23 protein-coding genes are annotated in these 22,814 nt (G+C 68.6%); 11 read left to right on the top strand and 12 right to left on the bottom strand.

Features of this window, described 5'->3' with window-relative positions; genetic code table 11:
* Nucleotides 1-32: 32 nt before the first annotated feature.
* The 4 genes from FXO18_RS15900 to ssd are packed head-to-tail and all read right to left on the bottom strand — an operon-like array spanning nt 33 to nt 3,781.
* The gene (locus tag FXO18_RS15900) at nt 33-611 is read right to left on the bottom strand and encodes a type II secretion system F family protein (protein WP_187774239.1); all 579 of its coding nucleotides are present in this window, start codon (nt 609-611) and stop codon (nt 33-35) included.
* Nucleotides 608-1,417 carry a type II secretion system F family protein gene (locus FXO18_RS15895; protein WP_187774238.1) on the bottom strand — a complete coding sequence of 270 codons (810 nt, stop codon included), beginning with the start codon at nt 1,415-1,417 and terminating at the stop codon, nt 608-610. The genes FXO18_RS15900 and FXO18_RS15895 overlap by 4 nt, the downstream gene beginning before the upstream one ends.
* On the bottom strand, nt 1,407-2,597 hold the full coding sequence (locus FXO18_RS07265; RefSeq protein ID WP_149360413.1) for a TadA family conjugal transfer-associated ATPase: 1,191 nt from the start codon (nt 2,595-2,597) through the stop codon (nt 1,407-1,409). The genes FXO18_RS15895 and FXO18_RS07265 overlap by 11 nt, the downstream gene beginning before the upstream one ends.
* Nucleotides 2,594-3,781 (bottom strand): septum site-determining protein Ssd, encoded by a 1,188-nt coding sequence (gene ssd / locus FXO18_RS07260; protein WP_149360412.1) that lies wholly within the window; start codon nt 3,779-3,781, stop codon nt 2,594-2,596. The genes FXO18_RS07265 and ssd overlap by 4 nt, the downstream gene beginning before the upstream one ends.
* Before the next feature lie 355 nt (nt 3,782-4,136).
* Between ssd and FXO18_RS07255 the strand changes: the two genes are divergently transcribed.
* Nucleotides 4,137-4,958: an HAD-IB family hydrolase gene (locus FXO18_RS07255; protein WP_149360411.1), complete on the top strand. Its 822-nt coding sequence runs from the start codon at nt 4,137-4,139 to the stop codon at nt 4,956-4,958.
* Between the two features lie 446 nt (nt 4,959-5,404).
* Here FXO18_RS07255 and FXO18_RS07250 read toward each other — a convergent pair whose 3' ends face one another.
* Entirely contained in the window at nt 5,405-6,124 is a 720-nt protein-coding gene (locus FXO18_RS07250; protein WP_149360790.1) for a Fic family protein, read from the bottom strand.
* A 428-nt stretch (nt 6,125-6,552) separates the two neighbouring features.
* Between FXO18_RS07250 and FXO18_RS07245 the strand changes: the two genes are divergently transcribed.
* From FXO18_RS07245 to FXO18_RS07230, 4 genes are all read left to right on the top strand, one after another.
* Nucleotides 6,553-7,941 carry an MCE family protein gene (locus tag FXO18_RS07245; protein ID WP_149360410.1) on the top strand — a complete coding sequence of 463 codons (1,389 nt, stop codon included), beginning with the start codon at nt 6,553-6,555 and terminating at the stop codon, nt 7,939-7,941.
* 179 nt (nt 7,942-8,120) lie between these two features.
* A complete protein-coding gene (gene acs / locus FXO18_RS07240; RefSeq protein WP_149360409.1) occupies nt 8,121-10,070 on the top strand; it encodes an acetate--CoA ligase in 1,950 nt (649 codons plus the stop codon).
* A 195-nt stretch (nt 10,071-10,265) separates the two neighbouring features.
* Nucleotides 10,266-10,814 (top strand): phage holin family protein, encoded by a 549-nt coding sequence (locus tag FXO18_RS07235; RefSeq protein ID WP_407936449.1) that lies wholly within the window; start codon nt 10,266-10,268, stop codon nt 10,812-10,814.
* 34 nt (nt 10,815-10,848) lie between these two features.
* Nucleotides 10,849-11,829 (top strand): alpha/beta fold hydrolase, encoded by a 981-nt coding sequence (locus FXO18_RS07230; RefSeq protein ID WP_149360407.1) that lies wholly within the window; start codon nt 10,849-10,851, stop codon nt 11,827-11,829.
* Here FXO18_RS07230 and FXO18_RS07225 read toward each other — a convergent pair.
* Genes FXO18_RS07225 through nth form a run of 4 tightly spaced genes read right to left on the bottom strand, consistent with a single transcriptional unit; the run spans nt 11,791 to nt 15,057 of the window.
* Nucleotides 11,791-12,978: a MarP family serine protease gene (locus FXO18_RS07225; RefSeq protein ID WP_149360406.1), complete on the bottom strand. Its 1,188-nt coding sequence runs from the start codon at nt 12,976-12,978 to the stop codon at nt 11,791-11,793. The two genes, FXO18_RS07230 and FXO18_RS07225, sit on opposite strands and share 39 nt — an antisense overlap.
* Nucleotides 12,975-13,685 (bottom strand): NUDIX hydrolase, encoded by a 711-nt coding sequence (locus tag FXO18_RS07220; RefSeq protein WP_149360405.1) that lies wholly within the window; start codon nt 13,683-13,685, stop codon nt 12,975-12,977. The genes FXO18_RS07225 and FXO18_RS07220 overlap by 4 nt, the downstream gene beginning before the upstream one ends.
* Nucleotides 13,682-14,359, bottom strand: a complete 678-nt coding sequence (locus tag FXO18_RS07215) for a TlpA family protein disulfide reductase (RefSeq protein WP_149360404.1) — start codon at nt 14,357-14,359, stop codon at nt 13,682-13,684. The genes FXO18_RS07220 and FXO18_RS07215 overlap by 4 nt, the downstream gene beginning before the upstream one ends.
* A complete protein-coding gene (nth, locus tag FXO18_RS07210; RefSeq protein WP_149360789.1) occupies nt 14,356-15,057 on the bottom strand; it encodes an endonuclease III in 702 nt (233 codons plus the stop codon). Before nth ends, FXO18_RS07215 begins: the two co-directional genes overlap by 4 nt.
* 185 nt (nt 15,058-15,242) lie before the next feature.
* Between nth and FXO18_RS15890 the strand changes: the two genes are divergently transcribed.
* Both FXO18_RS15890 and FXO18_RS07205 read left to right on the top strand, forming a co-directional pair.
* Nucleotides 15,243-15,383, top strand: coding sequence for a hypothetical protein (locus FXO18_RS15890; RefSeq protein ID WP_187774237.1), 141 nt, complete (start codon nt 15,243-15,245; stop codon nt 15,381-15,383).
* Between the two features lie 284 nt (nt 15,384-15,667).
* Nucleotides 15,668-16,342 carry a Crp/Fnr family transcriptional regulator gene (locus FXO18_RS07205; protein WP_149360403.1) on the top strand — a complete coding sequence of 225 codons (675 nt, stop codon included), beginning with the start codon at nt 15,668-15,670 and terminating at the stop codon, nt 16,340-16,342.
* A 172-nt stretch (nt 16,343-16,514) separates the two neighbouring features.
* On the opposite strand, the gene FXO18_RS07200 is transcribed toward FXO18_RS07205, so the two are convergent.
* Both FXO18_RS07200 and FXO18_RS07195 read right to left on the bottom strand, forming a co-directional pair.
* Nucleotides 16,515-17,006, bottom strand: a complete 492-nt coding sequence (locus tag FXO18_RS07200) for a helix-turn-helix domain-containing protein (protein ID WP_235900519.1) — start codon at nt 17,004-17,006, stop codon at nt 16,515-16,517.
* Between the two features lie 214 nt (nt 17,007-17,220).
* Nucleotides 17,221-18,024, bottom strand: coding sequence for an MBL fold metallo-hydrolase (locus FXO18_RS07195; RefSeq protein WP_223114597.1), 804 nt, complete (start codon nt 18,022-18,024; stop codon nt 17,221-17,223).
* 82 nt (nt 18,025-18,106) lie between these two features.
* On the opposite strand from FXO18_RS07195, the gene FXO18_RS07190 reads away from it, so the two are divergent.
* Nucleotides 18,107-18,991: a Gfo/Idh/MocA family protein gene (locus FXO18_RS07190; RefSeq protein WP_149360402.1), complete on the top strand. Its 885-nt coding sequence runs from the start codon at nt 18,107-18,109 to the stop codon at nt 18,989-18,991.
* On the opposite strand, the gene FXO18_RS07185 is transcribed toward FXO18_RS07190, so the two are convergent.
* Nucleotides 18,980-19,576: a TetR/AcrR family transcriptional regulator gene (locus tag FXO18_RS07185; RefSeq protein WP_235900518.1), complete on the bottom strand. Its 597-nt coding sequence runs from the start codon at nt 19,574-19,576 to the stop codon at nt 18,980-18,982. The two genes, FXO18_RS07190 and FXO18_RS07185, sit on opposite strands and share 12 nt — an antisense overlap.
* A 112-nt stretch (nt 19,577-19,688) precedes the next feature.
* Here FXO18_RS07185 and FXO18_RS07180 point away from each other — a divergent pair, with 112 nt between their 5' ends.
* The 3 genes from FXO18_RS07180 to FXO18_RS07170 are packed head-to-tail and all read left to right on the top strand — an operon-like array spanning nt 19,689 to nt 22,743.
* Nucleotides 19,689-20,930 (top strand): acyl-CoA dehydrogenase family protein, encoded by a 1,242-nt coding sequence (locus FXO18_RS07180; protein ID WP_149360401.1) that lies wholly within the window; start codon nt 19,689-19,691, stop codon nt 20,928-20,930.
* Nucleotides 20,927-21,688, top strand: coding sequence for an SDR family oxidoreductase (locus tag FXO18_RS07175; protein WP_407936448.1), 762 nt, complete (start codon nt 20,927-20,929; stop codon nt 21,686-21,688). Before FXO18_RS07180 ends, FXO18_RS07175 begins: the two co-directional genes overlap by 4 nt.
* Nucleotides 21,685-22,743 carry a phosphotransferase family protein gene (locus FXO18_RS07170; RefSeq protein ID WP_149360399.1) on the top strand — a complete coding sequence of 353 codons (1,059 nt, stop codon included), beginning with the start codon at nt 21,685-21,687 and terminating at the stop codon, nt 22,741-22,743. Before FXO18_RS07175 ends, FXO18_RS07170 begins: the two co-directional genes overlap by 4 nt.
* The last annotated feature ends 71 nt before the right edge of the window (nt 22,744-22,814 follow it).

Genomic DNA, 22,814 nt, shown 5'->3' with positions numbered 1-22,814 from the left:
CGTGTGCCCTATCGCGGGGATATTCGTGCCGCTCATCGCAGGACCGCCGGGACGAGCTGGGTAGCGAGCCCGACGACGACGGGAATGATTCCGAGGCACAGGAAGGCTGGCAGGAAGCAGAGCCCGAGGGGCGCGGCGATCAGCACGGATGCTCTCTCGGCGCGCGCGGTGGCGGCATGGTGCTCGTCGTCGCGGAGTGCTTGCGCGGCGCTCCTGGAGGTCGCGGTGAGCTGTGTCCCGGTGCGATGCGAGCGTTGCGCCGCCCGCGCGAATGACTGCTCGCCGGGCGTGGTCGCGGCGCTCTCCCAGGCTGCGCCGGTGTCCAGCCCTATCCCGAGAAGCTCGGCGGCCCGCCCGAAGAAGGTCGTGCCGGTGGCTCGGAAGACCGCCTGGGCGGCGGTGGCCGGTCCGAGGCCCGCGGCCAGGCAGGCACTGTAGAGGTCGAGCGCGAGAGGCTCGAGCCGGGACTGCTGGGCGGAGGGCCCGGAGCTCTCCATGATGCTCGTGTCGCGGTGGACGATCCGGCTCAGCCGCGGGGCGCTCGCCCGCTCGGGGCAGGCGAGGATGCCCGCTCCAGCGAGCACGCACGCGATGGCGGTGGCTGTGGTCATCCGTGGGCTGCCTTGTCGGTGATCGAGTGCGTCCACAGCAAGCCGGTGCACGCGAGGATGGTGCCGACGAGGAGCAGAGCGTTGCCGATCGGCGTGGTCAGCAGGACGCGCAGGGGGCTTGCGCCGATCAGTTCGCCGAGGACGGTTCCGAGCGCGGGCAGCATGGCGAGCAGAACGGCGGTGGCGCGCGCTCCGGCCAGCGTTGCACGGACGTGCTTGTCGCGCCTGTCCTCGAGAACGAGGCCGGTGCGGGCTTCCTCGAGCAGGGTGGCGAGGGGCATGCCGTGGGTGGTGGCGAGCATCCAGGCTGCTCCGATGTGTTTCAGGCGCGGGTCGGTGCCGGGGTGCGCGAATGCTCCGGCGACGGGCAGGCCTAGCTGGGTCCGCGCAGCTGCCCGGGCGAACGCCTTGGCGATGCCGTGCTGCTTGCCGCTGCGGAGGCGGGAGGTTGCTGCGGCGGGGTGGGCGCCGGCGCGCAGCTCGGCGATGATGTCGTCGAGGCAGCCGACGAGTGTGGTGGCGGATCGCTCGGCTCTCTGGCGGGACCGTGCCCGCGCGCGCAAGCGCCAGGCGGTGGCAGCGATGACGGTTCCGGATAGCGCTAGTGCCGGGCCGAGAAGGAGCACGGTGACCAGGAGCGCCGTGGCGCCGATCATCCACTGCCACGCCTGGCCGGGGCCGCGCAGCGGGAGCTGTCTTGCTAGCCATGCGTGGTGCGTGAGCCCGAGTTGCTCGAGACGAGGACGCACGGTTGTCGCTGGGAGGACGAGTAGGGCCGCCGCCGCGAGGATGAAGCTAGGCCACATTGTGGCCCCCTGCGGCGTGGGCTCGACTGGCGAGCAGGTCGAGGAGTTCCTGCCACGCGTCGCTCGCGCCGTCCTGCCTGGTCCACGCCGTCTCGACGGTGGTGAGCCCGTTCGGCTGGGGCTTGATGATCCCGATCTCGGTGAGCACGCGTTGCGCTTGCTCGCGCTGCACATGAAGCACGATGTGGGCGGCCGCCGCGAGCTGGCTGTGCAAAGCATGCCGCGGAAGGCCGCCGAGCGCGGCGAGGGCTTCGAGGCGGGCGGGCAGCTCGCGCGGCGAGTTGGCGTGCACGGTTCCGGCCCCTCCCTCGTGCCCGGTATTGAGCGCGGCGAGCAGGTCGATGACCTCGCTCCCCCGCACTTCGCCGATGATGAGCCGGTCGGGGCGCATGCGCAGTGCCTGGCGGATGAGGTCGCGCAGCGCGATGGCGCCGATTCCCTCGATGTTGGCGCCACGGGCGGCGAGCCGCACCAGGTGCGGATGCGGTGGATTGAGCTCGGTGGCGTCCTCGATGCAAATGATGCGCTCGTCATCGGCCGCCTCGGCGAGCAGGGCCGAGAGCAGTGTGGTCTTGCCTGCGCCCGTGCCTCCGGTGATGAGGAACGAGCGTCGCGCGGCGATGAGGGACTCGAGCAGGTGCTTGCTGGCCGCGGTGAGCATGCCGGTTCTGGTCAGGTCTTGGAGGCTGTGGCGGGCGGGACGGAGGATGCGCAGGGAGATGCAGGTCCCGTCGACGGACAACGGCGGCAGCACCGCGTGCAGGCGGATCGAGGTCGTGGAGTTCCTGCGGGGCAGGTGGCCGTCGGCCCAGGGCTGTGATTCGTCGAGGCGCTTTCCCGCAGCGATCGCGAGGCGCTGGGCGAGTCGCCGGACCGATTGCTCGTCGGGGAGCTCGATCCCGCTGGGGACGAGGCCGCTGCCCCGGTCGGCGTAGACGGTCCCTGCTCCGTTGACGATCACGTCAGTGATGGTCTCGTCGTCGAGAAGCGGGTCGAGAGGTCCTGCTCCATGAAGATCGGTGTGCATCGCGCGGAGGACCGCGAGGGTGTCGTGGTCGCTGATCATTCCGCGCGACTCGTCGCGGATCAGGACGACCAATTGCTCCGGGGTTAGTGGCTGGGTGTTGTCGGCGAGCCTCGCACGGACCTTGTCGAGCAGTTGCGCGTGCTGGTGGCTCATAGGGTCCTGCCTGGAGCGATGTAGCTGCCTGGGTCGATCGATGGGTCCGCGAGAACGGACAAGGCTGCCTTGCGCAGCGGCGACCGGACGGAAAGGCGCAGTCCGTGGGCGTCGAGCCTGGAATCGAGCCGGGGCTCGGGTCGCATGGTGGCGATCACGCGGGCATCGCATGCTTGGCTGATGGTTGTGACCGCGAGGCCACTGGGTGCGGGCCCGCGGACGATGATGCCGATGTCCCGGCTGCGCGGCCGTGCCCATCGCATGACTTTTTGCGCTGCGGCGCAGGCCCGGAGGTTGGCGGGCACCACGATCACGGTGAGGTCGGCGGCGGCGAGGGCAAGGGTGGCGGACTCGTCTCCTGCTCGTGGCATGTCGCAGACGGTGAGCCGCCCGGAATCACGAGCGGAGGCGAGGATGGCTTCGAGCGCGCGCGGGCTCGGAGGCGCTGGCTCGGCGCCTCGTTGATGAGCGAGGAACGCCGTGGCGCCGCGGGAGGGCAGCGCGGACCATAGCGCTTCGGGCGCGATGCTGCCGGTGATGGCTGCGATGTCGTTCCACCGTGGTCCGGGGTCGTTTTCCGCGGAGAGCAGCAGATCGATGCCGCAGCCATGGCTATCGAGGTCGACGACCAGGGCCTCCTTCGCGTGGGCCAGGGCGAGTGCGGAGGCGAACACAGTGGCGCCTGCCCCGCCGCAGGCGCCGGTGACCGCGATGGTGCGGCCAGGATTGGTGCCACTGCGCGCGCGGATTCCAGAGATGGCCTGCATCATGGCGTGCTCGTCGTCGGGGAGCTCGAAGACATGCTCGGTGCCGAGCGCGACATGATCGCGCCATGCATCCGGGCTGGGCGGTGCGGTGCCGCCGCGGCCGACGACGCTGATGATGCCGCCCCGTCGGCCGAGCCCATCCTCCCGGCAGCGCCGGGCACCGTGGTCATCGAGGATCACGAGTCGCGCGGACTCCCAGAGCTTGCGCAATGATGGCGCCTCGCTCGTGCTGCTCGGCGCCAGAGCCCCCGGCAGCGTGCTACCAGGATCGTCGTACTGGTGCGTCTCGACGATTCCGAGGCCGAGCGACGCGGTGATGCGGCGGGCGCTGGCGAGCAGCTCTGGATCGTCGATGCGGGCGAGCGCGACCTCTGCGTGCGCCGGATGCACGAGGTCCGTGCCGGGAGGCTTGGGCATGCCTCAACTGTGCGGGGAGCCCGCGGAGCGTTCCAGCTGCTGTGCCTGCGCTGTGGATAAGCCCGGCCCTGTGGATAACACGCCCGGGAACCCTCACCGGGGTACAGATAGAGGACGACCCCCGCCAGGGGGGGAGGGGGCGGGGGTCGTCGGAGTTCAGCCCCGGGGGGTCGGGCTGAACTCACCCGGATCATGTCCGAGTGCCTTCATAGTACACACGATCGCGCAAGTGTTTCCGCAATCAAGCACCAAAATTTTGCTGAATCTCAGTCTACAGCCAGGCCACAGCGGGATCAACGTCGCACGAGCAGCGCGGACAGCCGCAAAGTGTGGCTAGTGCCACTATCCTGGGCGTGTGACTCACCCTCATGATGGCACCGCGAACCACGGATCCCCTGCCGCCTTCTTCGACCTGGACAAATCCATTATCGCGCGGTCATCAACGCTGGCATTCAGCAAGCCATTCGCGGAGACCGGGCTGATCAATCGGAGGGCAGTGCTCAAGAGCAGCTATGCGCAGTTCCTCGCACTGCTGCCGGGAGCCGACCATGAGCAGACGGAGCGCTTGCGCACCCATATCGCCTCGATGTGCACTGGCTGGGAGATCGAACAGGTGGAGGCGATCGTCGAGGAAACACTGCGCGATATCGTCACGCCTTTCGTGTTTGCCGAAGCAGCGGCGCTCATGGAGGACCACCGCGCGCGTGGCCATGCAGTGGTCGTTGTGTCCGCTTCCGGGCGCGAGGTCGTCACGCCTATCGCTGATGCGCTCGGTGCTGACGCCATCATCGCCAGCGAGATGGCTGCGCAGGACGGGAAGTACACGGGCGAGTACTCGTTCTATTGCCAGGGCGAGGCAAAGTCCGATGCGATCTTCCGGCTCGCTGCGGAAAAAAGCTATGATCTCGCACAGTGCTATGCCTACTCCGATTCGATCTCGGACCTGCCGATGCTTGATCTTGTCGGGCATCCCACCGCGGTCAATCCTGATCGACAATTGCGACGGAAAGCAGCCTCGGCGGGCTGGCCGATCCTCACTTTCTCGGACTCCATTTCACTGCGCGAGCACCTCCCCGCCCCGTCCACGCGAACGCTCGCCACGACCGCTGCGGTCGGGCTCGGGGCCGCGGTCGCCGCGGGCGCGGTAGCGCTCAGCTTCTTGCGGCGCTCCCGCTAGCAGTTTCTGGACTCGCTCCAATTCGACTGAACCCCTTGCAGCGGATGCAGGTCAGGAGTACAAAATAGGTAAGGGAGCACGACAGGACAGGGCCGAATCGGAAGAGAAGATCTCGACCTCCCCGGTCAAAGCTCCTGAGCACGAGAACCAGGCACCCACGCGGAGCACGCCGCGTAAGGGCAGAAGTGTTGTGGGCCTGCGAAACGTCGCCATTACCGGAATGGCTCTCCCCTTGTGGGAAGGGGATGCATTTCCAGGTGGCGCTCTCGCCGAGGCCTTCCCACACAACCCACATAAAGCACGCATGGTAACCTGGAACTTAGTGCTACGCGGGCGGTGAATTGGGTTTCACCGCCCGCTTTTCAATGCCCGAATAACCCTTCGGTAGGCGACGGGATCATTTCTGATCGCGTCCTAGATCATGATCATTGGCGACGTATTCCCGCTCAGGCGCTCGCGGCGTCAGCGATGGCCACGGCCTCTCGACCACCAGCTTCCATCGCGCCACAGCACAGGATAACCCAGTTGCCCACGCCCTGCGCCGTGCCTGTCTCGAACCCTGCCGCGGCACTGCGATAGGCGCCCGCGCGCTGCAGCCAGCTTGCCTCCGGTACACCCAGGTTGTGCGGGTCGAGGCCTGAGGTGACCGCGATGAGCCGGGACGCCGCGCGCGCGACGATGCCATCGGCAGTGCCGAATGGCCGCAGGGCAAGAAGTTCACCGTGGACCACGGCCGCGGTCACCGGCGCGGGCGCCCGCGTCCCCCCGGTAACGAGATGCGCGAGGAGCTCGAGCCGCTCCCCCACGCCTGGATCGGGCCGTGGCCGCCCGAGACGATCATGGTCATCGACGAGATCGGCTGCCGCGAGCATGTGCAGCCTGGCCAGGACTTGCAGCGGCGCGCGCTTCCAGGTCCCCGAGATAGTGGTCAGCGCCTCCCCGTCGAGCGCCTGCGCCACGCGCATCGCACCGGAGAGGGTGGGGTCCTCGATCGATCCGGAGGGGTCGAGCTCGGTCTTTCCGCCGTCGAGCGCGGAGGACGCCCGGGCCGCGCGCACGGAGGCCTCGGTGGCGCTCTTGGCCCATTCGCGACGGTTGGCCGAGTGGCGGTGCGCCTCGCCGAGCGCGGACCGTGCTCGTTCCGCGGCGTCGCTGATTCCGGGCATCTCGAGTATCGGTGCTAGGGGATCTACAAATTCGGTCACGCATCATGACGCTACCGTCACCAGCGGGCGCACCTGAAGAGACGACGGTCGCAGCGCGCTTCCGCTGGCGGTTGTGTGCGGTCTTGCACCTGGATCCGGGCCTCCAGGGGGTGCATTCGGTAGCACTTCCGGGGCACCTCCAAATTCGTCCCGCCAGCCCGCCAGCGTGTGACCGCCACCCGCGGGCCTCGTGGCTGTGCCCGTCGCCATAGAACGGCACCCTAGGAGCGCTTGCTCACTTATCACCCGTTCCGCTTGGACTGGATCAGGCTGTGCCGCAACGTGTTAGGCGCATGAGTTAATGAGTCATCGTGACGCGCTAAAACGCGCTAATACGCGCTAGTGCCGCGGCGGCTCAGCCGGGACAGCGAGAGGCCGCACGGGAAGCTATGAGCGATCACCCAGCGCCGCAGGAGCGGCCCGAGGACGCCGATCACGAGGACGACGAGTTCACTGGTTCCTGGCGCCATGTGGGCCTGGGGGTCGTCCTCATCGCCATGATCGTCGGCTTCATGACCACCACGACGATGATCTACCGCAATGCGTTCACCGAGCGCGTAGCGGTGACGGTCCTGGTCGGCACCGTCGGCAATGCTCTGTCCACCGGGTCCGATGTGAAGCTGGGTGGCGCGCTCGTCGGAGAGGTCACGGATGTTCGGCTGCGATCAGATTTCACGGTGGAGGTCTCCCTCGCTATCGTCGGCAGCTCGGCGCACCTGGTCCCGTCGAGCGTGACCGCGCGCATCGTGCCCAAGACCCTGTTCGGGGAGCGCTATGTGCAGCTCGTCGATACTGGCGTCCGGTCGCGTCCCGTGCAGCAGGGCGATGTGATCCATGAGGATGCGAGCGGCAGCACCGTCGATGCCGCCCGGATGTATGACGTGTTCCATGACTTGCTCGACGCGGTGCCGCCGGCGGATCTCGCCATGACCCTCGGGTCGATCAATGCCGCGGTGGCAGGCCGTGGGGAACGCATCGGCGAGATGATGGACCGCTTTTCCCGGATGGCCGAGTCGATCAACACGGAGGCACCCGCCCTCGAGCAACAGCTCGGCGACCTCGCGGTGCTCTCGGAGACCTATTCGGATGTGCTGCCCGAGCTCGTGGTCGCGCTCGATGACCTCCGCGGGACCAATAGGACGATCATCGAGCGGAGCGCGGATCTCGCGGCCATGCATGAGTCGCTGATCGGCGCGGGCATGGATGCGGCGCGCTTCCTGGAGGAGAACGAGGACCACATCATCGGCATCGCTGCTGATTCGCGCGAGACGCTCGGGCTGCTTGCTCGCTACTCCCCCATGTTCGGGTGTTCCCTCTCCTACTTCGCGGAGCTGCGCGACAGGCTGGAGGTGGCATTCGGCAAGGGCAAGGGCATGCCTGGGCTGAACATGACGATCGAGCTCGCGAATCCGCGCGGCAACTATGTGCCGAACCAGGACGAGCCCCGGTTCTTCGATGATCGCGGGCCGATCTGCTACGCGCCGGTCGACCCCGCCGCGGGCAACTTCCCGCAATATCCCGGTAGCCCGCCGAACACGGGCGCCTACGCGGTGCCGTCCCGCAATCCGGGCCAGCAGGATCTCGCGGAGCTGCCGGATCCGCTGGCGCTCGCTGCCGAGGTGGCCGCCGCGACCGGCTCCGAGGCCGAGGGCCAGGCGCGGCGGGCGCTGTACGGGCACGCGACTGGCCTTGACCCGGCCGATGTTCCTGGGTGGACGACGCTGATCGGAGCACCCCTGCTGCGGCGCGCGGACATCAGCCTCGTACCAGGTGGGTGACGCAGCCAGCCAGCCGTCGGCCGCTGGTTTCCGACCGCTCGTCGCTGATGTGATCCCACACACAGGCAAGGGTCATGCGCGCCCTGGCGAGATGTGACTACCCTCACAGGCAGAGTCGCACAGGGTTGAGCCGGACACCGTGTCCGCCAATCGAGGAGCCGAACGAGGAGTAGCACGCAATGTCGACAGACCTGACCGAGCGGGCCTTGTCCGCCTACGCCCCCAGCGCGGAGTTCGCTGCGCAGGCCAACGCGCAGGCGAGCCTGTACCAGGAGGCCGAGGAGGACCGGGAGGCATTCTGGGCGAAGCAGGCCCGGCGGCTGCACTGGCACACGCCGTTCAGCGAGGTGCTGGACTGGTCGGAGGCACCAGTGGCCAAATGGTTCGCCGATGGAAAGCTGAATGTCGCCTACAACTGCGTCGACCGGCACGTCGAGGCCGGCCACGGCGATCAGGTCGCCATCCATTGGGAGGGCGAGCCCGGGGATTCGCGCGCGCTGACCTACAGCGACCTGCTCGCGGAGGTCTCGAAGGCAGCCAACTACCTCACCGAGCTGGGATTGCAGCCTGGTGACCGGGTGGCGATCTACATGCCAATGATCCCCGAGGCGATCGTGGCGATGCTCGCCTGCGCCCGCCTGGGACTGACGCACTCGGTGGTGTTCGCGGGGTTCTCCTCGAGCGCGCTGCGGTCCCGCATCGACGATGCCTCCGCCAAGCTGGTGATCACCACCGACGGGCAGTTCCGCCGCGGCAAGCCGGCCCCGCTCAAGGCGTCGGTCGATGAGGCCATCGGCGGCGAGACCCCTGCACCGTCGGTGGAGCATGTGCTGGTGGTGCGCCGCACCGGGCAGGACACGCCGTGGCAGGAGGGCCGCGACGTGTGGTGGCACGAGACGGTGGAACAGGCATCGGACCAGCACGAGGCACAGGCCTTCGATGCCGAGCATCCACTGTTCCTGCTGTACACCTCGGGCACCACGGGCAAGCCGAAGGGCATCGTCCACACCTCGGGCGGCTACCTCACGCAGACCTCCTACACCCATGATGCCGTGTTCGATCACAAGCCCGGCAAGGACGTGTACTGGTGCACCGCCGACATCGGCTGGGTGACCGGGCACAGCTACATCGTGTACGGGCCGCTGTCGAACCGTGCCACCCAGGTGGTGTACGAGGGCACGCCGAACTCGCCGAACGAGCATCGCCACTTCGAGGTGATCGAGAAGTACGGCGTCACGATCTACTACACGGCGCCGACGCTGATCCGCACGTTCATGAAGTGGGGCCGCGAGATCCCCGACGCGCACGACCTGTCGACGCTGCGGCTGCTCGGCACGGTGGGCGAGCCGATCAACCCCGAGGCGTGGCGCTGGTACCACGAGGTGTTCGGCCATGGCCGGTGCCCGATCGTTGATACGTGGTGGCAGACCGAGACCGGCGCGATCATGATCTCGCCGCTGCCGGGCGTCACCGAGGCCAAGCCGGGCTCGGCGATGGCTCCGCTGCCGGGCATCTCGGTGCAGATCGTCGATGACGAGGCCCACGCGGTGGAGCGGGGCGCCACGGAGGCCAATGGCTACCTGGTGGTGGACAAGCCGTGGCCGTCGATGCTGCGCGGCATCTGGGGCGACATGCAGCGCTTCAAGGACACCTACTGGTCGCGGTTCGCCGAGCAGGGCTACTACTTCGCCGGCGATGGCGCGAAGTTCGACGAGGATGGCGCCATCTGGGTCCTGGGCCGCGTCGATGACGTCATGAACATCTCCGGGCACCGCATCTCCACCGCGGAGGTCGAGTCGGCGCTCGTCGGGCATGACGCGGTCGCGGAGGCAGCCGTGATCGGGGCGTCGGACGAGACGACGGGGCAGGCCATCGTCGCGTTCGTGATCCTCCGCAAGGGCGTGGAGAACACCGGCGACGAGCTGGTGTCGAGCATGCGGGCAGCGGTCGCCAAGGACATCGGCCACATCGCGAAGCCGCGCGACATCTACGTCGTGCCGGAGCTGCCGAAGACCCGCAGCGGCAAGATCATGCGCCGCCTGCTGCGCGATGTCGCCGAGGGCCGGGAGCTCGGCGATACCTCGACGCTGGTCGATCCGGCGGTGGTGGAATCGCTGCGCCAGAAGTAGCGCATCCCCCGGATCGCCGAGGGGCGGGCATGGCCGCGATGGCCTGCCCGCCCCGTCGTGTTTGACCGATGATCGCGCGGAAGTTGGGCCGCAATGCGCACCTAATCCGGTACGGATGGCCCAAGACGTGGCAACATAGGCGGCAGACCGCCTTTCGATCGTCGAGCGAGTAGACGCCACAACCCAAGTGGAGGAGTGCACGTGACCTTCAACGACCGCAGCAATGGGCGTTACACGGGGGACGGGGTGCCACGTACCGTCGCGTCGATCCCGCTCGCGGACGCGGATGCCCGACGCCCCGGTGAGTCCGTATCGATCGGTGATCTCGTCAAGGAGGCGACGTCGCAGGTGTCGACGTTGTTCCGCGCCGAGGTGGAGCTCGCCAAGTCCGAAGTGGTGGGCGAGGTCAAGAAGGGCGTGAAGGGCAGCGTCTTCTTCGTTGTCGCCGGCGTGATCCTGCTGTTCAGCCTGTTCTTCTTTTTCTTCTTCCTCGGCCATGTCCTCGAGCTCTGGCTGTGGCAATGGGCCGCCTGGGGCGTCGTGTTCCTCATCATGGTGCTCGCTGCAGCGATCTGCGGCCTGATCGGCTACTTGAAGGTGCGCAAGCTCAAGAAGCCGGAGCACACCATCGAATCAGTGAAGGGCCTGCGGGAGGTGCTGCCGTCGGCGGAGCGGTTCGCGCGCGGCGAGCTGGCCGAGTCCCAGCGGGCCCAGCTTCCCGGGTCCTCCTCGAGCTCGCGATAGCAGGCAGCCCGGAGAATAGCGGGAAGGCCGCGGAATGGTTGCCCCCGATCCCTCGCGCGTGCGCTTCGAAGGCCCGTGGAAGCACCGGGACGTGCACGCGAACGGCATCCGGTTCCACGTGGCCGAGGCAGGGCCCACTGGTCCTGATGTCCCCACGGTGCTGCTGCTGCACGGCTTCGGCGAATTCTGGTGGACGTGGCGCAACCAGTTGCGCGCGCTCGCGGACGCCGGAATCCGGGCCTTCGCTATCGATCTGCGCGGCTACGGCGATACCGATAAGCCCCCGCGCGGCTACGACGGCTGGACGCTCGCCGGAGACACCGCTGGGCTCGTGCGCGCGCTGGGCCTGCAGGACGCCATCATCGTCGGCCACGCGGAGGGCGGGCTGGTGTGCTGGGCCACGGCCGCGCTGCACCCCCGGCAGGTCCGGGCCATCGCGGTCATTGGCTCCCCGCACCCGATGTCGGTGAAGCGCGCGGCATTGCGCGACCGCAACCAGCGCGTGGCGCTGACGAGGGCCCTGCTGCCCTTCCAGGTCCCGTGGCTGCCCGAGCGCCGTCTCGTGCGCGATGACGGTGCCTATGCCGAGGAGATGCTGCGGCAGCGCAGCGGCGTGGCGTGGGTGCGATCCGCGGATTTCCCGGAGGTCGCGCGCAATGCCCGCATGGCAGTGCAGATCCCCGGTGCCGCGCACTGCGCGCTGGAGTACCACCGCTGGGCGTTCCGCTCGCAGTTCCGCTCGGATGGGCGGCGCTTCTTCCGCTCGATGCGCCAGAAGCTGCCTCAGCCCGTGCTGCAGATCCACGGCGCGGCGGACCCGTTCATCCTGGCGGGGTCGCTCTACCGGGACAAGACGTGGGCACCCAACCGGGAACTACAGATCGTCTACGGGGTGGGGCATTTCGTGCACGAGGAAGCCCCGGACCTCGTGAGCTCGCGGCTCATCGAGTTCGTGCGCGCGCGCACCGGGACTGGTTCACACGCAGGCACCGGTTCCGACGGGGTTGAACGCTGACGCTGCCGCGTTGAGGTGCGGAGCGATCTCCCTGTTGGTGAGCACGAAGCCAGTCTCCGGATCATCCGCGGCCGCGCCGAACACCACGCCGAGCACGTTGCCCTCCCCATCGAGCAACGGTCCACCGGAGTTGCCCTGCCGGATCGTGCCGCGGATGGTGTAGACCTCGCGGTTGACGGTGCTGGACTGGTAGATGTCCGGGCCGGAGAGCTCGACGACATCACGGATGCGCACCGCGTTCGCGGTGTACGGCCCCCCGCCCGGGTAGCCGACGACAACACCGCTGGTGCCTCGCTCGACAAGTCCGTCGACGACGCCCAGCGGCGCCGCGGGCAGGCCGGGGGCACGGAGGATGGCGATGTCGGCGGCCGGGTCGAAAACGACGACCGTCGCATCGAACACGCCATCGAGGGTCTCGACGGTGACGCCCTCGGTGCCGGCGACGACGTGCGCGTTCGTCATGACCAGCGTCGGCGCGACGACGATGCCGCTGCCCTCCAGCGATTTCAAGCAGGAAGTGGCGGTGCCCCGGACCCGCGGCACGCTGCGCTGCACTTCGGTGACCACCGGTGAGAACGCGACATCACCGTCTGGCGGATCGACGGCCGCGATGGGCGTGCGACCGAACGGCCCGAGCACGTCGGGCAGGCCGGAGGTATTGATGAGGTCCGCGAAGTCGCGGGGGATCTCCTGGAGCCATTCCGGGGCGACCTGGTCGACCTGCGTGAGCAGGTTGGAGCCGCGAACGGCGGCGGCGAGATCGGCGCGGCCCGCGGACGCCGCGGGGATCGCGAGCAGGTAGGCCGCGACGAGGATCGCGATGCCCTGGAATATCGCACCGATCATGCTGTCCACGAAGTGCAGCACCTGGGCACGGAGCAATCCTCGGGCGGTGCGGCCGATCACCATGCCGCATACCTCGCCGAGGATGACGAGCGCGACGATGAGGAGGAGCCCGATGATCAAGCGCCCGAACTGGTCATCGACGATGACGACGACGCGCGGCGCGAGCATGATGCCGAAGATCGCGCCGATCACGACTCCGACGAAGGCGAGGCCCGAGGCGAGGGCGCCGTGCCGCCAGCCAGACACTGCTGCGAGGAGCACGCCGACGAGCAGGATGAGGTCGATCCACTGCGAGCCTGTCACCGGCGATGTACCTCCATGCCGTACTGGGCGAGGGTTGATTCCAGATCCCTCACATCGGATTGGTCCCAGGGCTTCTCCCACCCCGAGACCGAGAGCATTCCCGCGAGGAGTCCCGCGGTGAAGCCCCAGATCAGCATGCCGTCCGTGACGAATGCTGGCGAATCGTACGGCATGTCGGGGTGGCTCAGCACGAATCGATTGCTCGGTTCGATGAGGTCATGCACGGCAACGGTGTCGACGCGGGACGCTTCGGTGGGATCGACCACACCGATGGGGCTCGGTGTTTCCCAGTAGGCGAGAACCGGAGTGACCTCGAACCCGGAGACGGGCACGTAGATCCCGGGCAGCAGCGTGAGCGGCCGAACGCCAGCAGGGTCGAGCCCGGTCTCCTCGCGCGCCTCCCGCAGCGCGGTATCGACGGGCCCGGTATCCCCAGGATCCGCAGCGCCTCCGGGGAAGGCGACCTGGCCGCGGTGCTGCCGCATCGTGGCGGCGCGCTGGGTCAGGAGGATGTAGGCATCATCGGGCAGTCCCCCAGGACGCCGGGGGTCGGGTTGCTCGCTTCCGCCGAAGAGCATGAGCACTGCCGCGGGGCGCGGGATGACATCCTCCGGGGCACGCAGCATCATGCGGGGGTGCGCGTCGGGGGACTTGGCGCAGACATGGGCCAGCCATGGCGGGGTGGGCCCGTGGCCGAGGGTGCTCATCGGGGTTCTCCTTGCAAGGCTGCCGAGACCGCTTCCTGGATCTGGCCGGCAGTGGTGAAGGGCTCGGCGAGAATACCGGCGACACTACCGTCCGCATCGAACACGATCGTGACGGGTAGCACCGGGGGCGCGCCGAGCTCCGCCGGGATGCGGCCCCTGCCGTCCTGCAGCCCGGGAATGGTCACTCCATACTGGGCGAGCCGGGCGAGGGCGTTGGCCTCGTTCGGGTCACGGTGCACGGTGAGCACGGTGATGTCCCCCGCCACGCCGCGCGCGTACTCCTGCATGGCGGGCAGCTCCTCGGCGCACGGCCCGCACCAGTAGGCCCAGATGTTGAGCACGGCGGGCTTCCCGGCGAGCGCCGCCTCGAGATCGACGGGAGCACCGTCCGCGAGGCAGCCCAGCTCGATGCCCCGCAATGGGTGGTCCGTCGGCCAGGATGCCCCAGTGGTGCTGCTTCCGGCGGGGCATGGCTCGAGGCTGGCGCGGGCACGATCGGCGGCGAGCGCCTCGTTGGCGACGGGGAGGCGCCCCTCCGCTTGCTCGGACTGGCTTCCTCGACCGGGCACGGTGCCGGGCGTGGTCGCCTCCTCCTCGCCCCGCGGCCAGATGGCAACGATCAGCGCAAGCACGATAGCGAGGGCAGCGAGGCTGCCCCGGGCTCCGGAGCTCATGATGCGTCCTGCTCGCTCGCGGGCCGCGCGAGCGCGAGCAGGTGCTCGGTCTCGGGTCCGCGAACCAGTGCCGCAGCGGTCGCGTAGTCGGTGGGACCGGTGCCGAACGACGGGCAGTCGGAGGCGAGGATGCACGCGCCGCACGCGGGCCGCCGGGAGTGGCAGACGCGTCGGCCGTGGAAGATGACGCGGTGCGAGAGGAGCGTCCACTCGCGCTTCTCGATGAGCTCCCCGATGGCGTGCTCGACCTTGACCGGATCGGTCTCCTCGGTCCACTGCCAGCGGCGCACCAGCCGCCCGAAGTGGGTGTCGACGGTGATGCCAGGGACATCGAAGGCGTTGCCGAGGATGACGTTCGCGGTCTTGCGGCCCACTCCGGGCAGGGTGACGAGCTGCTCGAGGGTGCTGGGCAGCACGCCGTCGAACCGCTCGGTGACGGCCTGCCCGAGCCCGATCAGCGAGCTGGCCTTGTTGCGGTAGAACCCGGTGGGCCGGATCAGTTCCTCGAGCTCGGCCCGGTTCGCCCCGGCATAGTCCGCGGCGGTGCGGTAGCGGTCGAACAACGCCGGGGTTACCTCGTTGACCCGCTTGTCCGTGCATTGGGCGGAGAGGATGGTGGCGACTGCGAGCTCGAGCGGCGTGGTGAAGTCGAGCTCGCAATACACATGCGGGAAGGCGCGCCCGAGGGTCCGGTTCATGCGGCGGGCACGGCGCACGAGGCCTAGTCGGGTCTCGGGCGCGCGGCGCGGGCGCCGGCGCGGTTGGGGTGTGCTCACGGGTCCAGGGTACGGATCGCTTGGCGGAGCCGTGCTCGCGCGAGCTAGTGTCCGGGCCGGTGCCGGGACGTTGCCTTTCCGAGACCTCCGAGGTGTTGACTGGATGCATGGAAGGAATGGCGGTGCTGCTCATCCCGGTGCTGCTGATGTTCTTCGCCATGGGCCTTGATCGGGTCGAGCGGATCCTTATGGCGAGCTGCGCCACGGACTCCCCCTTGGCAAAGACGGGATCGCTACGCCGCGAATGAGTTCCGCCAGCGGGCCGCGCAGGGCGCCCGAGTGGAATTTCCGGGTCCCATTGTGCAAGATCAAGTGGTAGCCACCACACTCTGGGCAGCGTCGTGACCCGCTTCCCCTGCTGTGCAAGGCTTCATCCGCTGCGTCCATAACGCGAAAGCACCGGACAATATGTGATGAAAGCCACTAGAGTGGGGCTGAATGCGGGCGTTCGGTGCTTAATGTTGCCTGCGTTCCCAAGACCTAGCGGCACTGGATGCTGTTCCGGTGCCGACGAGTTCCCGAAGGAGCCCACGTGGACGAGATCCTGGCCAGAGCCGGAATCTTCCAGGGAGTCGAGCCCTCCGCCATCGCCGCGCTCACCCACCAGTTGCAGCCGGTGGATTTCCCGCGCCAGCATGTCATCTTCAACGAGGGCGAGCCGGGCGACCGGCTGTACATCATCGTCAACGGCAAGGTGAAGATCGGCCGCCGGTCGCCGGATGGCCGGGAGAACCTGCTCGCGATCATGGGTCCGTCGGACATGTTCGGCGAGCTGTCCATCTTCGATCCGGGGCCCCGCACGTCGAGCGCGACGACCGTCACCGAGGTGCGGGCCGTGAGCATGGACCGCGCGGCGCTGAAGGAATGGATCGGGCAGCGTCCCGAGATCGCCGAGCAGCTGCTGCGCGTGCTGGCACGCCGGTTGCGCCGCACCAACAACAACCTCGCGGACCTCATCTTCACCGATGTCCCGGGCCGTGTCGCGAAGGCGCTGCTGCAGCTCGCGCAGCGCTTCGGCACCCAGGAGAATGGCGCGCTGCGGGTCACGCATGATCTGACGCAGGAGGAGATCGCCCAGCTCGTGGGCGCATCGCGGGAGACCGTGAACAAGGCGCTCGCTGATTTCGCGCATCGCGGCTGGCTGCGGCTCGAGGGCAAGAGCGTGCTGATCTCTGACTCGGAGCGGCTGGCCCGCCGGGCTCGCTAGGACTCAAACCGCCAAACGCGATAGAAGCCACCGGAATTCCGGGTCGGTTTCTATCGCGTTTGACGATTCGGGGTGCTTGTGCCGCCGCCACTGCCTTGCCGCAACCACTGCTTGTGCCGCAACCACTGCCTTGATGCAGCGGTAGCCAGTTCGCGCCCTCGCGAGCGCCTGGTCAGGACTCGGGCTGGGGGTCCGGGAGCAGGCCCTGCTGGACGCGAAGCACCTTGATCAGCTCGTGCACGATGTGCACCGAGGACTCCGAGAGCCCGGCGAGCTTGTAGGCCACGTCATGGATGCTGCGGTCGGCCTGCAGTCGCATCATGTCGATCTCGTTGCGGCTGCGCTCGCGACCGCCGTCCTCGAGGAAGAAGCGCACGTCCACCCCGAACGCTGCTGCGATGCCCTCGACCGTGCGGAAGGACGGGGTCCGTGCCTTGCCGGATCGCAGCTGGCTCAGGTAGGACTCGCCCAGCTTGAATCCCAGCTCGGTGGATCGACGCGCGATCGCCGAGCCCGTGTAGCGCCGCCCCTGCGGGTCCGGCACGTTGCGGAACAGCTCGTCGAGTCGTTCGGCGAAGACTCCACGCTCGCTGGCCGTGTTGTCATCCACGCTCGTCGCGGCGGTGTCGTTCGCGCTCCCCTGGACCGCCGTTGGCTCAGTCATGTGTTCCCCGTTTCTGTCGCATGGACCTAATGCGTGCGGGAAATCCCCCCGTGGCCGATCGTTCATCGATCGCTTCCGGCAGCCCCCCAGCTTGCTGCCGCAGTCTGCTGCCGCGTGCGAGCGGCTCCGGGAGGCATCCCCGCCTAGGCCTGCCCGATGCGCGAATCCCGCGCATCGGGCACCTTTGTCCGGTAGCTTAGTACGGTTGTCCGGATCATGCGCGATCGCGGAGGTAGTCGAGCTGCGCCAGCACCGATGATTCCGCCGCTCCCCACAGCGACCTATCGACCGCGGCATAGACCCGCTCGACGATGTCCCGGGCGCTCGCGCCTTCCCCCAGCACGCGCAGGGCGTCGCGCACCTCATCGAGTCTGTGCAGCCTGTGCGCCCTGTAGTCGCTCGCGGCCGTGGCGGCGTCCGGCAGCTCGGGGCCATGCCCGGGAAGCACGAGATGCCCGGAATGACGGTCGATGATGCTGCCGAGGGTCTCCAGATAGTCACCGAGATCACCATCTGTTGCGTCGAGCACAGTCGTGCCACGACCCAGGATCGTGTCACCGGTGAGCAAGGCGGGAACGGCGGCATCGGCCACGGCGAGCATGATCGAGTCCGCGGTATGCCCGGGCGCCGGCAGGACGGTGAGCTCGAGCCCGCCCGCCCGCAGTTCCTCCCCCTCCCCCAGCGGGGCAGCGTCGCGGCAGTGCTCGGGCAGACGGGCCCGCACGGGAGCGCCGGTTCGCTCGGCGAGCAGGTCGATGCCGGCGGTGTGATCGTGGTGGCGGTGGGTGATGAGGATGAGCTCGATCGTGCCTGCCGCAGCGATGATCGCCTCGGCGTGCTGCTCGTCCATCGGGCCGGGGTCCACGAGGATGCGGCCGTGCTGCCCGGGGGCTCCCAGCAGCCAGGTATTGGTGCCCTCGAGCGTCATGGGGCCCGGATTGCGCGCGACGATGACCGCTGCATGCTCGGTGACGGAGCGGGCCATCCCGTATGCGGGGTGCGCGAGCTGGCTTGCCATCGATGCCCCCTTTCGCGTTGCCCGTCCAGCCTACCGCCGTGGCCCGAGGCCTGATCGGCGCGGACGCCGGTACGGTATGAGGATGCGCGTGGGTTTGGCGGGTGCGGGCCAGTGGGCGTTGATGACGCATGCCCCGGCGCTGGCTGTCCATCCCGGCGTGGAGCTGGTGGGCGTCTGGGCGCGTGATCCCGCTGCGGCGGCCCAGGTGGGCGCGCCGGTCTTCGATACGTTCGGCGACCTCGTGGCGGCATCGGATGCGGTGGCGTTCGCGGTCCCGCCCGAGGTGCAGGCCGAGCTCGCGATGTTCGCCGTCGCGCGGGGCAGGCATGTGATCCTGGAGAAGCCAGTGGCGGGCTCGATGGCCGATGCTGTCGCGCTCGAGCGGCTTGTCCGCGAGCAGGGCGTGCGCTCGATCGTGTTCCTCGCGCGGCGGTTCGCGCCGGAGACACGCGACTTCCTGGATGCGGCGGCGGGCCGGGAGTGGGCCACGGCGGATGCGGAGTGGCTGTCGGGAGCGTTGCTCGGCGGCCCGTTCGCGGCGTCACCGTGGCGGCAGCGCGGTGGCGCCCTGGTGGATGTGGGCCCGCACGTGCTGGATCTGCTCATCGAGCTCCTCGGCCCGGTGACGGACGTGCTGCGCGCCCGCCGGGATGCGTTGAGCGATGCGACGAAGGTCATGCTCGAGCATGCGGGGCAACGGGTCTCGACGGCGACATTGTCCATGCGCACCCCGGTGATGCCATCGCGGTTGCGGGTGTGCGCGCAGGGCCCGTCGGGCGTGGTGGAGCTGGCGAGCCGCGAGACGCCCGCCCTGGAGTGCTATCGGGCGATGCTCGACGAGTTCCTCGATCGCTCCGCGGGCCCGACGGCCGGGTCGCTGCGCCGTGGAGTGGAGGTGCTGGAGGTCGTGGAACGGATCGAGCAAGCGTTGCGGGCCGAGCAACTCGCCCGGGAATCACTGCGATAGGGCGGAGCGGACCACGGCGTGCAAGGTGTCGTTGAGCATGCCGAGGATCGCCTGGCGGCTTCCGGCGCTGGTGCGCGCCCAGGCCAGCGCTAGCTCCTCGGCGAAGGACAACCAGGCACCGAGCCCGGCGCGCAGCAGTTCGCTGGGTGGCTCGTCCAGGTCGAGCAGGTCTATGAGCTGGTCGACGAGGGCGGCCCGGGTCTCGGCGAGGATCTCGCGGATCCAGTCCTCGGAGCCGGAGGACTGGAACAGTGCCACATAGGGCTGGTGGCGGCGCTCGATGAAGGAGAGGTAGCCGTCGAGCATGTCCTCGATGGTGGTGGCGGTGCCGGCCTGGCGGGCGGCGCGCAGCAGTCGCTTGCTGGCGGCCCGGATGACGGCCGCGTAGTAGTCCCGCTTGGTGGGGAAGTAATGGAAAAGCAGGCTGCGCGAGATGCCTGCGGCGATGGCCACCTCGTCGATGGTGATCTGGTGGAGCGGTCGGCGGGTGAGCATCTCGAGGCCGATGCCGATGAGCTGGCGGCGACGTTCATCCGGGTTCTGCCGGTTCCGGCGCGGGGGCGTTGCGGTGGCGCCGTCGCTCACGGGCGGTCCTCCTTGGGGCTGCTTGGGGCGGAGTGCTCGCGGGGGTCGTCGCGGCGGGGTTCTCGCGGCAAACTCATCGAGCAATGCTTGATAGCGGAGTATGGTGGCCGCCATGGACTTCTCGGCCTCCGCTACCGCTTCCGAGTACCGTAACCGGGTCGGGGAATTCATCACCAGCGAGATAGCCCCGGTCGAGCAGGAGTACCACGAGCAACTCCGTTCCCAGGCCTCGCCCTGGAGCGTGCCGCCCCTCATGAATACCCTGAAGCAGCGCGCCCGCGAGGCTGGTTTGTGGAATCTCTTCCTCCCGCCCGCGTACGCGCGGCGCACCGGGCACGGGCCCGGGCTGAGCAACATCGACTACGCCCCTAGTGCCGAGCTGATGGGTCGCCACGCCATCGCGCCGGAAGTGTTCAACTGCAATGCCCCGGATACCGGCAACGCCGAGGTACTCGTCCACTACGGCACCGAGGGGCAGCAGGAGCAATGGCTGCTGCCGCTGCTGCGCGGCGAGATCCGCTCCGCGTTCTGCATGACCGAGCCCGAGGTCGCCTCCTCGGACGCCACCAATATGACCGCCACCGCGGTGCTCGACGGCGACGAGGTGGTGGTCAATGGCCACAAGTGGTTCTCCACCGGCATCGGCCATCCTGACTGCGCCTTCGTGATCGTCATGGCGCTCACCGATCCTGACGCCGACCGCCACCAGCGTCACTCGATGGTGCTCGTGCCCATGGGCGCCCCTGGAATGGTCGTGACCCGCATGCTCGACGTCCTCGGCTTCCAGGACGAGCCCTATGGGCATGGCGAGGTCACCTTCACCGACGTGCGGGTGCCCCGGGAGAACATCATCGCCGGGCCAGGCCGGGGATTCGAGATCGCGCAGGGCCGGCTCGGACCCGGTCGCATCCATCACTGCATGCGGTTGATCGGTCTCGCCGAGCGCGCTCTCGAGCTCGCCGCGCGCCGCTCGACGACGCGCACCGCGTTCGGCAAGCCGCTCGCCAACCTCGGCGGGAACCGCGAGCGCATGGCCCAGGCCCGCATCGCCATCAACCAGGCCCGGCTGCACGTCCTGCACACCGCGTGGCTGCTCGACCAGCACGGACCGCTCGGCGCGCTCTCGGAGCTATCCCAGATCAAGGCGTCGGTGCCGCGCATGGCCCAGGAGGTCGTGGACATGGCCATCCAGCTGCATGGCGCGGGCGGCCTGACCGGGGACTATCCGCTCGCCGCGGCGTTCGCTGCCGCGCGCTCGCTGCGCCTCGCGGACGGCCCGGACGAGGTGCACCTCGGAGTAGTCTCGCGCCTGGAGCTCGCCAAGCATCGCGATAGGAACCGGAACGGAGCATGACCATGGCCACCACTCGGCAGAAGATCCTCATCACGGGCGCGAGCTCCGGTCTCGGTGAGGGAATGGCGCGGGAGTTCGCGGCGATGGGGCGCGACCTGGCCCTGTGCGCGCGCCGCACCGACCGCCTCGAGCAGCTCGCCACCGAGCTGCGGTCCGCGCACCCAGGCATCACGGTCGCGGTCCGCGCGCTCGATGTGAACGATCACGATGCCGTCTTCCGCGTGTTCGGGGAGCTGCGCGACGAGCTCGGCGGCATCGACCGGGTGATCGCCAACGCCGGCCTCGGCAAGGGCCAGCCACTGGGCACCGGGAGCTTCGAGGCGAACCGGCAGACCGCCGAGACCAATGTGATCGGCCTGCTCGCGCAATGCGAGGCCGCGCTGGAGATCTTCCACGCCCAGGATGCCGGCCACCTCGTGGTGATCTCGTCGGTCAGCGCGGTGCGTGGCATGCGCGGCAACATCACCACCTATGCGGCGACCAAGGCCGCGGCTGCCTCCCTTGCCGAGGGCATCCGCATGCAGCACCTGCGCTCCCCCATCGCGGTCACGACGATCATGCCCGGCTACATCGAGTCCGAGATGACCGCGCAGGCCGGCAAGACACCCTTGATGACCGACGCGCGATCGGGCGCGCGCGCCCTGGTGAAAGCGATCGAGCGCGAGCCGGCGAAAGCCTATGTTCCGGGCTGGCCGTGGACGGTGCTGGCCCAGGTCATGCGGTTCGCGCCGCTAAGCGTGGTGCGGAGGCTGAGTTGAGCGGCGGCGACGCGACGATCGCCCCGCGCGAGGATGACGCGTTCGATGTCGCGCGCCTGCACGCCTGGCTCGCGGAGCACATCGAGGGGCTTGGCTCGCTGCCCGCGGTGCGGCAGTTCCCCGGTGGTGCCTCGAACCTGACCTACCTGCTGGAGTACCCCGGCCGGGAGCTGGTGCTGCGCCGTCCTCCGGGAGGACACCGGGCCGCCTCGGCGCACGACATGCAGCGCGAGTTCCGCGTGCAGCAAGCCATCGCGCCCGTGTTCCCGCATGTCCCGGAGATGCTGGCGCTGTGCACCGACGAATCCGTGATCGGCTCGGAGTTCTATGTGATGGAGCGCCTCTCCGGCGTGATCCTGCGGCGCGACCTGCCCGAGGGCGCCGAGCTGACGCCCGACGGGGCGCGAAAGGCCTGCACGCAGATGCTCGACCGGCTCGTCGAGCTGCATGGCATCGACATCGATGCCGCTGGACTGCGCGATCTCGGCAAGGGCACCGGCTATGTCGCTCGGCAGGTGAGCGGCTGGTCGGACCGCTACCGGCGCGCCCGCACCGACAATGTGCCGGATTTCGAGGCCGTGATGCGCTGGCTGGCCGGCAACCAGCCCCCCGATGTGGCGACCTGCCTGATCCACAACGACTTCCGGTTCGACAATGTCGTGTTCGACTCGCTGGACACCCTTCGCGTGATCGGCATCCTCGACTGGGAGATGGCCACCCTCGGGGATCCGCTGATGGAGCTCGGGGCATCGCTGGCGTACTGGGTGCAGGCCGATGATGACGAGGTCATGCAGCAGACCCGCCGGCAGCCCACGCACCTTCCCGGCATGATGACGCGCGACGAGGTGGTGCAGCACTATTGCGCGCGCACCGGGATCACGCTCGACGACTGGACGTTCTACGAGGTGTATGGATTGTTCCGCCTCGCTGGCATCGTCCAGCAGCTCTACAAGCGGTATCACGATGGCGGCACCACCAATCCGGTGTTCGCCAAGTTCTGGATGTTCGTGGGCTACCTGGAGTGGCGCTGCCGGTCCCGGATCGGGCTCGGCTGATCCAGCCGTCCGCGCGCGGCCCCGCAACCACCCCACCGGGAGGAGCCATGCCCACTATCATCGGATTCACG

The sequence above is a fragment of the Lolliginicoccus suaedae genome, from assembly GCF_008312885.1.
GTDB lineage: Bacteria > Actinomycetota > Actinomycetes > Mycobacteriales > Mycobacteriaceae > Lolliginicoccus > Lolliginicoccus suaedae.
The sequence above is the reverse complement of the archived record's forward strand: the minus strand, read 5'-3'. Positions and strand labels throughout refer to the sequence as shown.

What these genes read in the sequence shown, in the direction of transcription:
- FXO18_RS15900 (WP_187774239.1), bottom strand. Translation starts at nt 611, where the DNA reads ATGACCACAGCCACCGCCATCGCGTGCGTGCTCGCTGGAGCGGGCATC.
- FXO18_RS15895 (WP_187774238.1), bottom strand. Translation starts at nt 1,417, where the DNA reads ATGTGGCCTAGCTTCATCCTCGCGGCGGCGGCCCTACTCGTCCTCCCA.
- FXO18_RS07265 (WP_149360413.1), bottom strand. Translation starts at nt 2,597, where the DNA reads ATGAGCCACCAGCACGCGCAACTGCTCGACAAGGTCCGTGCGAGGCTC.
- ssd (WP_149360412.1), bottom strand. Translation starts at nt 3,781, where the DNA reads ATGCCCAAGCCTCCCGGCACGGACCTCGTGCATCCGGCGCACGCAGAG.
- FXO18_RS07250 (WP_149360790.1), bottom strand. Translation starts at nt 6,124, where the DNA reads ATGCCCGGAATCAGCGACGCCGCGGAACGAGCACGGTCCGCGCTCGGC.
- FXO18_RS07245 (WP_149360410.1), top strand. Translation starts at nt 6,553, where the DNA reads ATGAGCGATCACCCAGCGCCGCAGGAGCGGCCCGAGGACGCCGATCAC.
- acs (WP_149360409.1), top strand. Translation starts at nt 8,121, where the DNA reads ATGTCGACAGACCTGACCGAGCGGGCCTTGTCCGCCTACGCCCCCAGC.
- FXO18_RS07230 (WP_149360407.1), top strand. Translation starts at nt 10,849, where the DNA reads ATGGTTGCCCCCGATCCCTCGCGCGTGCGCTTCGAAGGCCCGTGGAAG.
- FXO18_RS07220 (WP_149360405.1), bottom strand. Translation starts at nt 13,685, where the DNA reads ATGAGCACCCTCGGCCACGGGCCCACCCCGCCATGGCTGGCCCATGTC.
- FXO18_RS07215 (WP_149360404.1), bottom strand. Translation starts at nt 14,359, where the DNA reads ATGAGCTCCGGAGCCCGGGGCAGCCTCGCTGCCCTCGCTATCGTGCTT.
- nth (WP_149360789.1), bottom strand. Translation starts at nt 15,057, where the DNA reads ATGAACCGGACCCTCGGGCGCGCCTTCCCGCATGTGTATTGCGAGCTC.
- FXO18_RS15890 (WP_187774237.1), top strand. Translation starts at nt 15,243, where the DNA reads ATGGAAGGAATGGCGGTGCTGCTCATCCCGGTGCTGCTGATGTTCTTC.
- FXO18_RS07200 (WP_235900519.1), bottom strand. Translation starts at nt 17,006, where the DNA reads ATGACTGAGCCAACGGCGGTCCAGGGGAGCGCGAACGACACCGCCGCG.
- FXO18_RS07195 (WP_223114597.1), bottom strand. Translation starts at nt 18,024, where the DNA reads ATGGCAAGCCAGCTCGCGCACCCCGCATACGGGATGGCCCGCTCCGTC.
- FXO18_RS07190 (WP_149360402.1), top strand. Translation starts at nt 18,107, where the DNA reads ATGCGCGTGGGTTTGGCGGGTGCGGGCCAGTGGGCGTTGATGACGCAT.
- FXO18_RS07180 (WP_149360401.1), top strand. Translation starts at nt 19,689, where the DNA reads ATGGACTTCTCGGCCTCCGCTACCGCTTCCGAGTACCGTAACCGGGTC.
- FXO18_RS07175 (WP_407936448.1), top strand. Translation starts at nt 20,927, where the DNA reads ATGACCATGGCCACCACTCGGCAGAAGATCCTCATCACGGGCGCGAGC.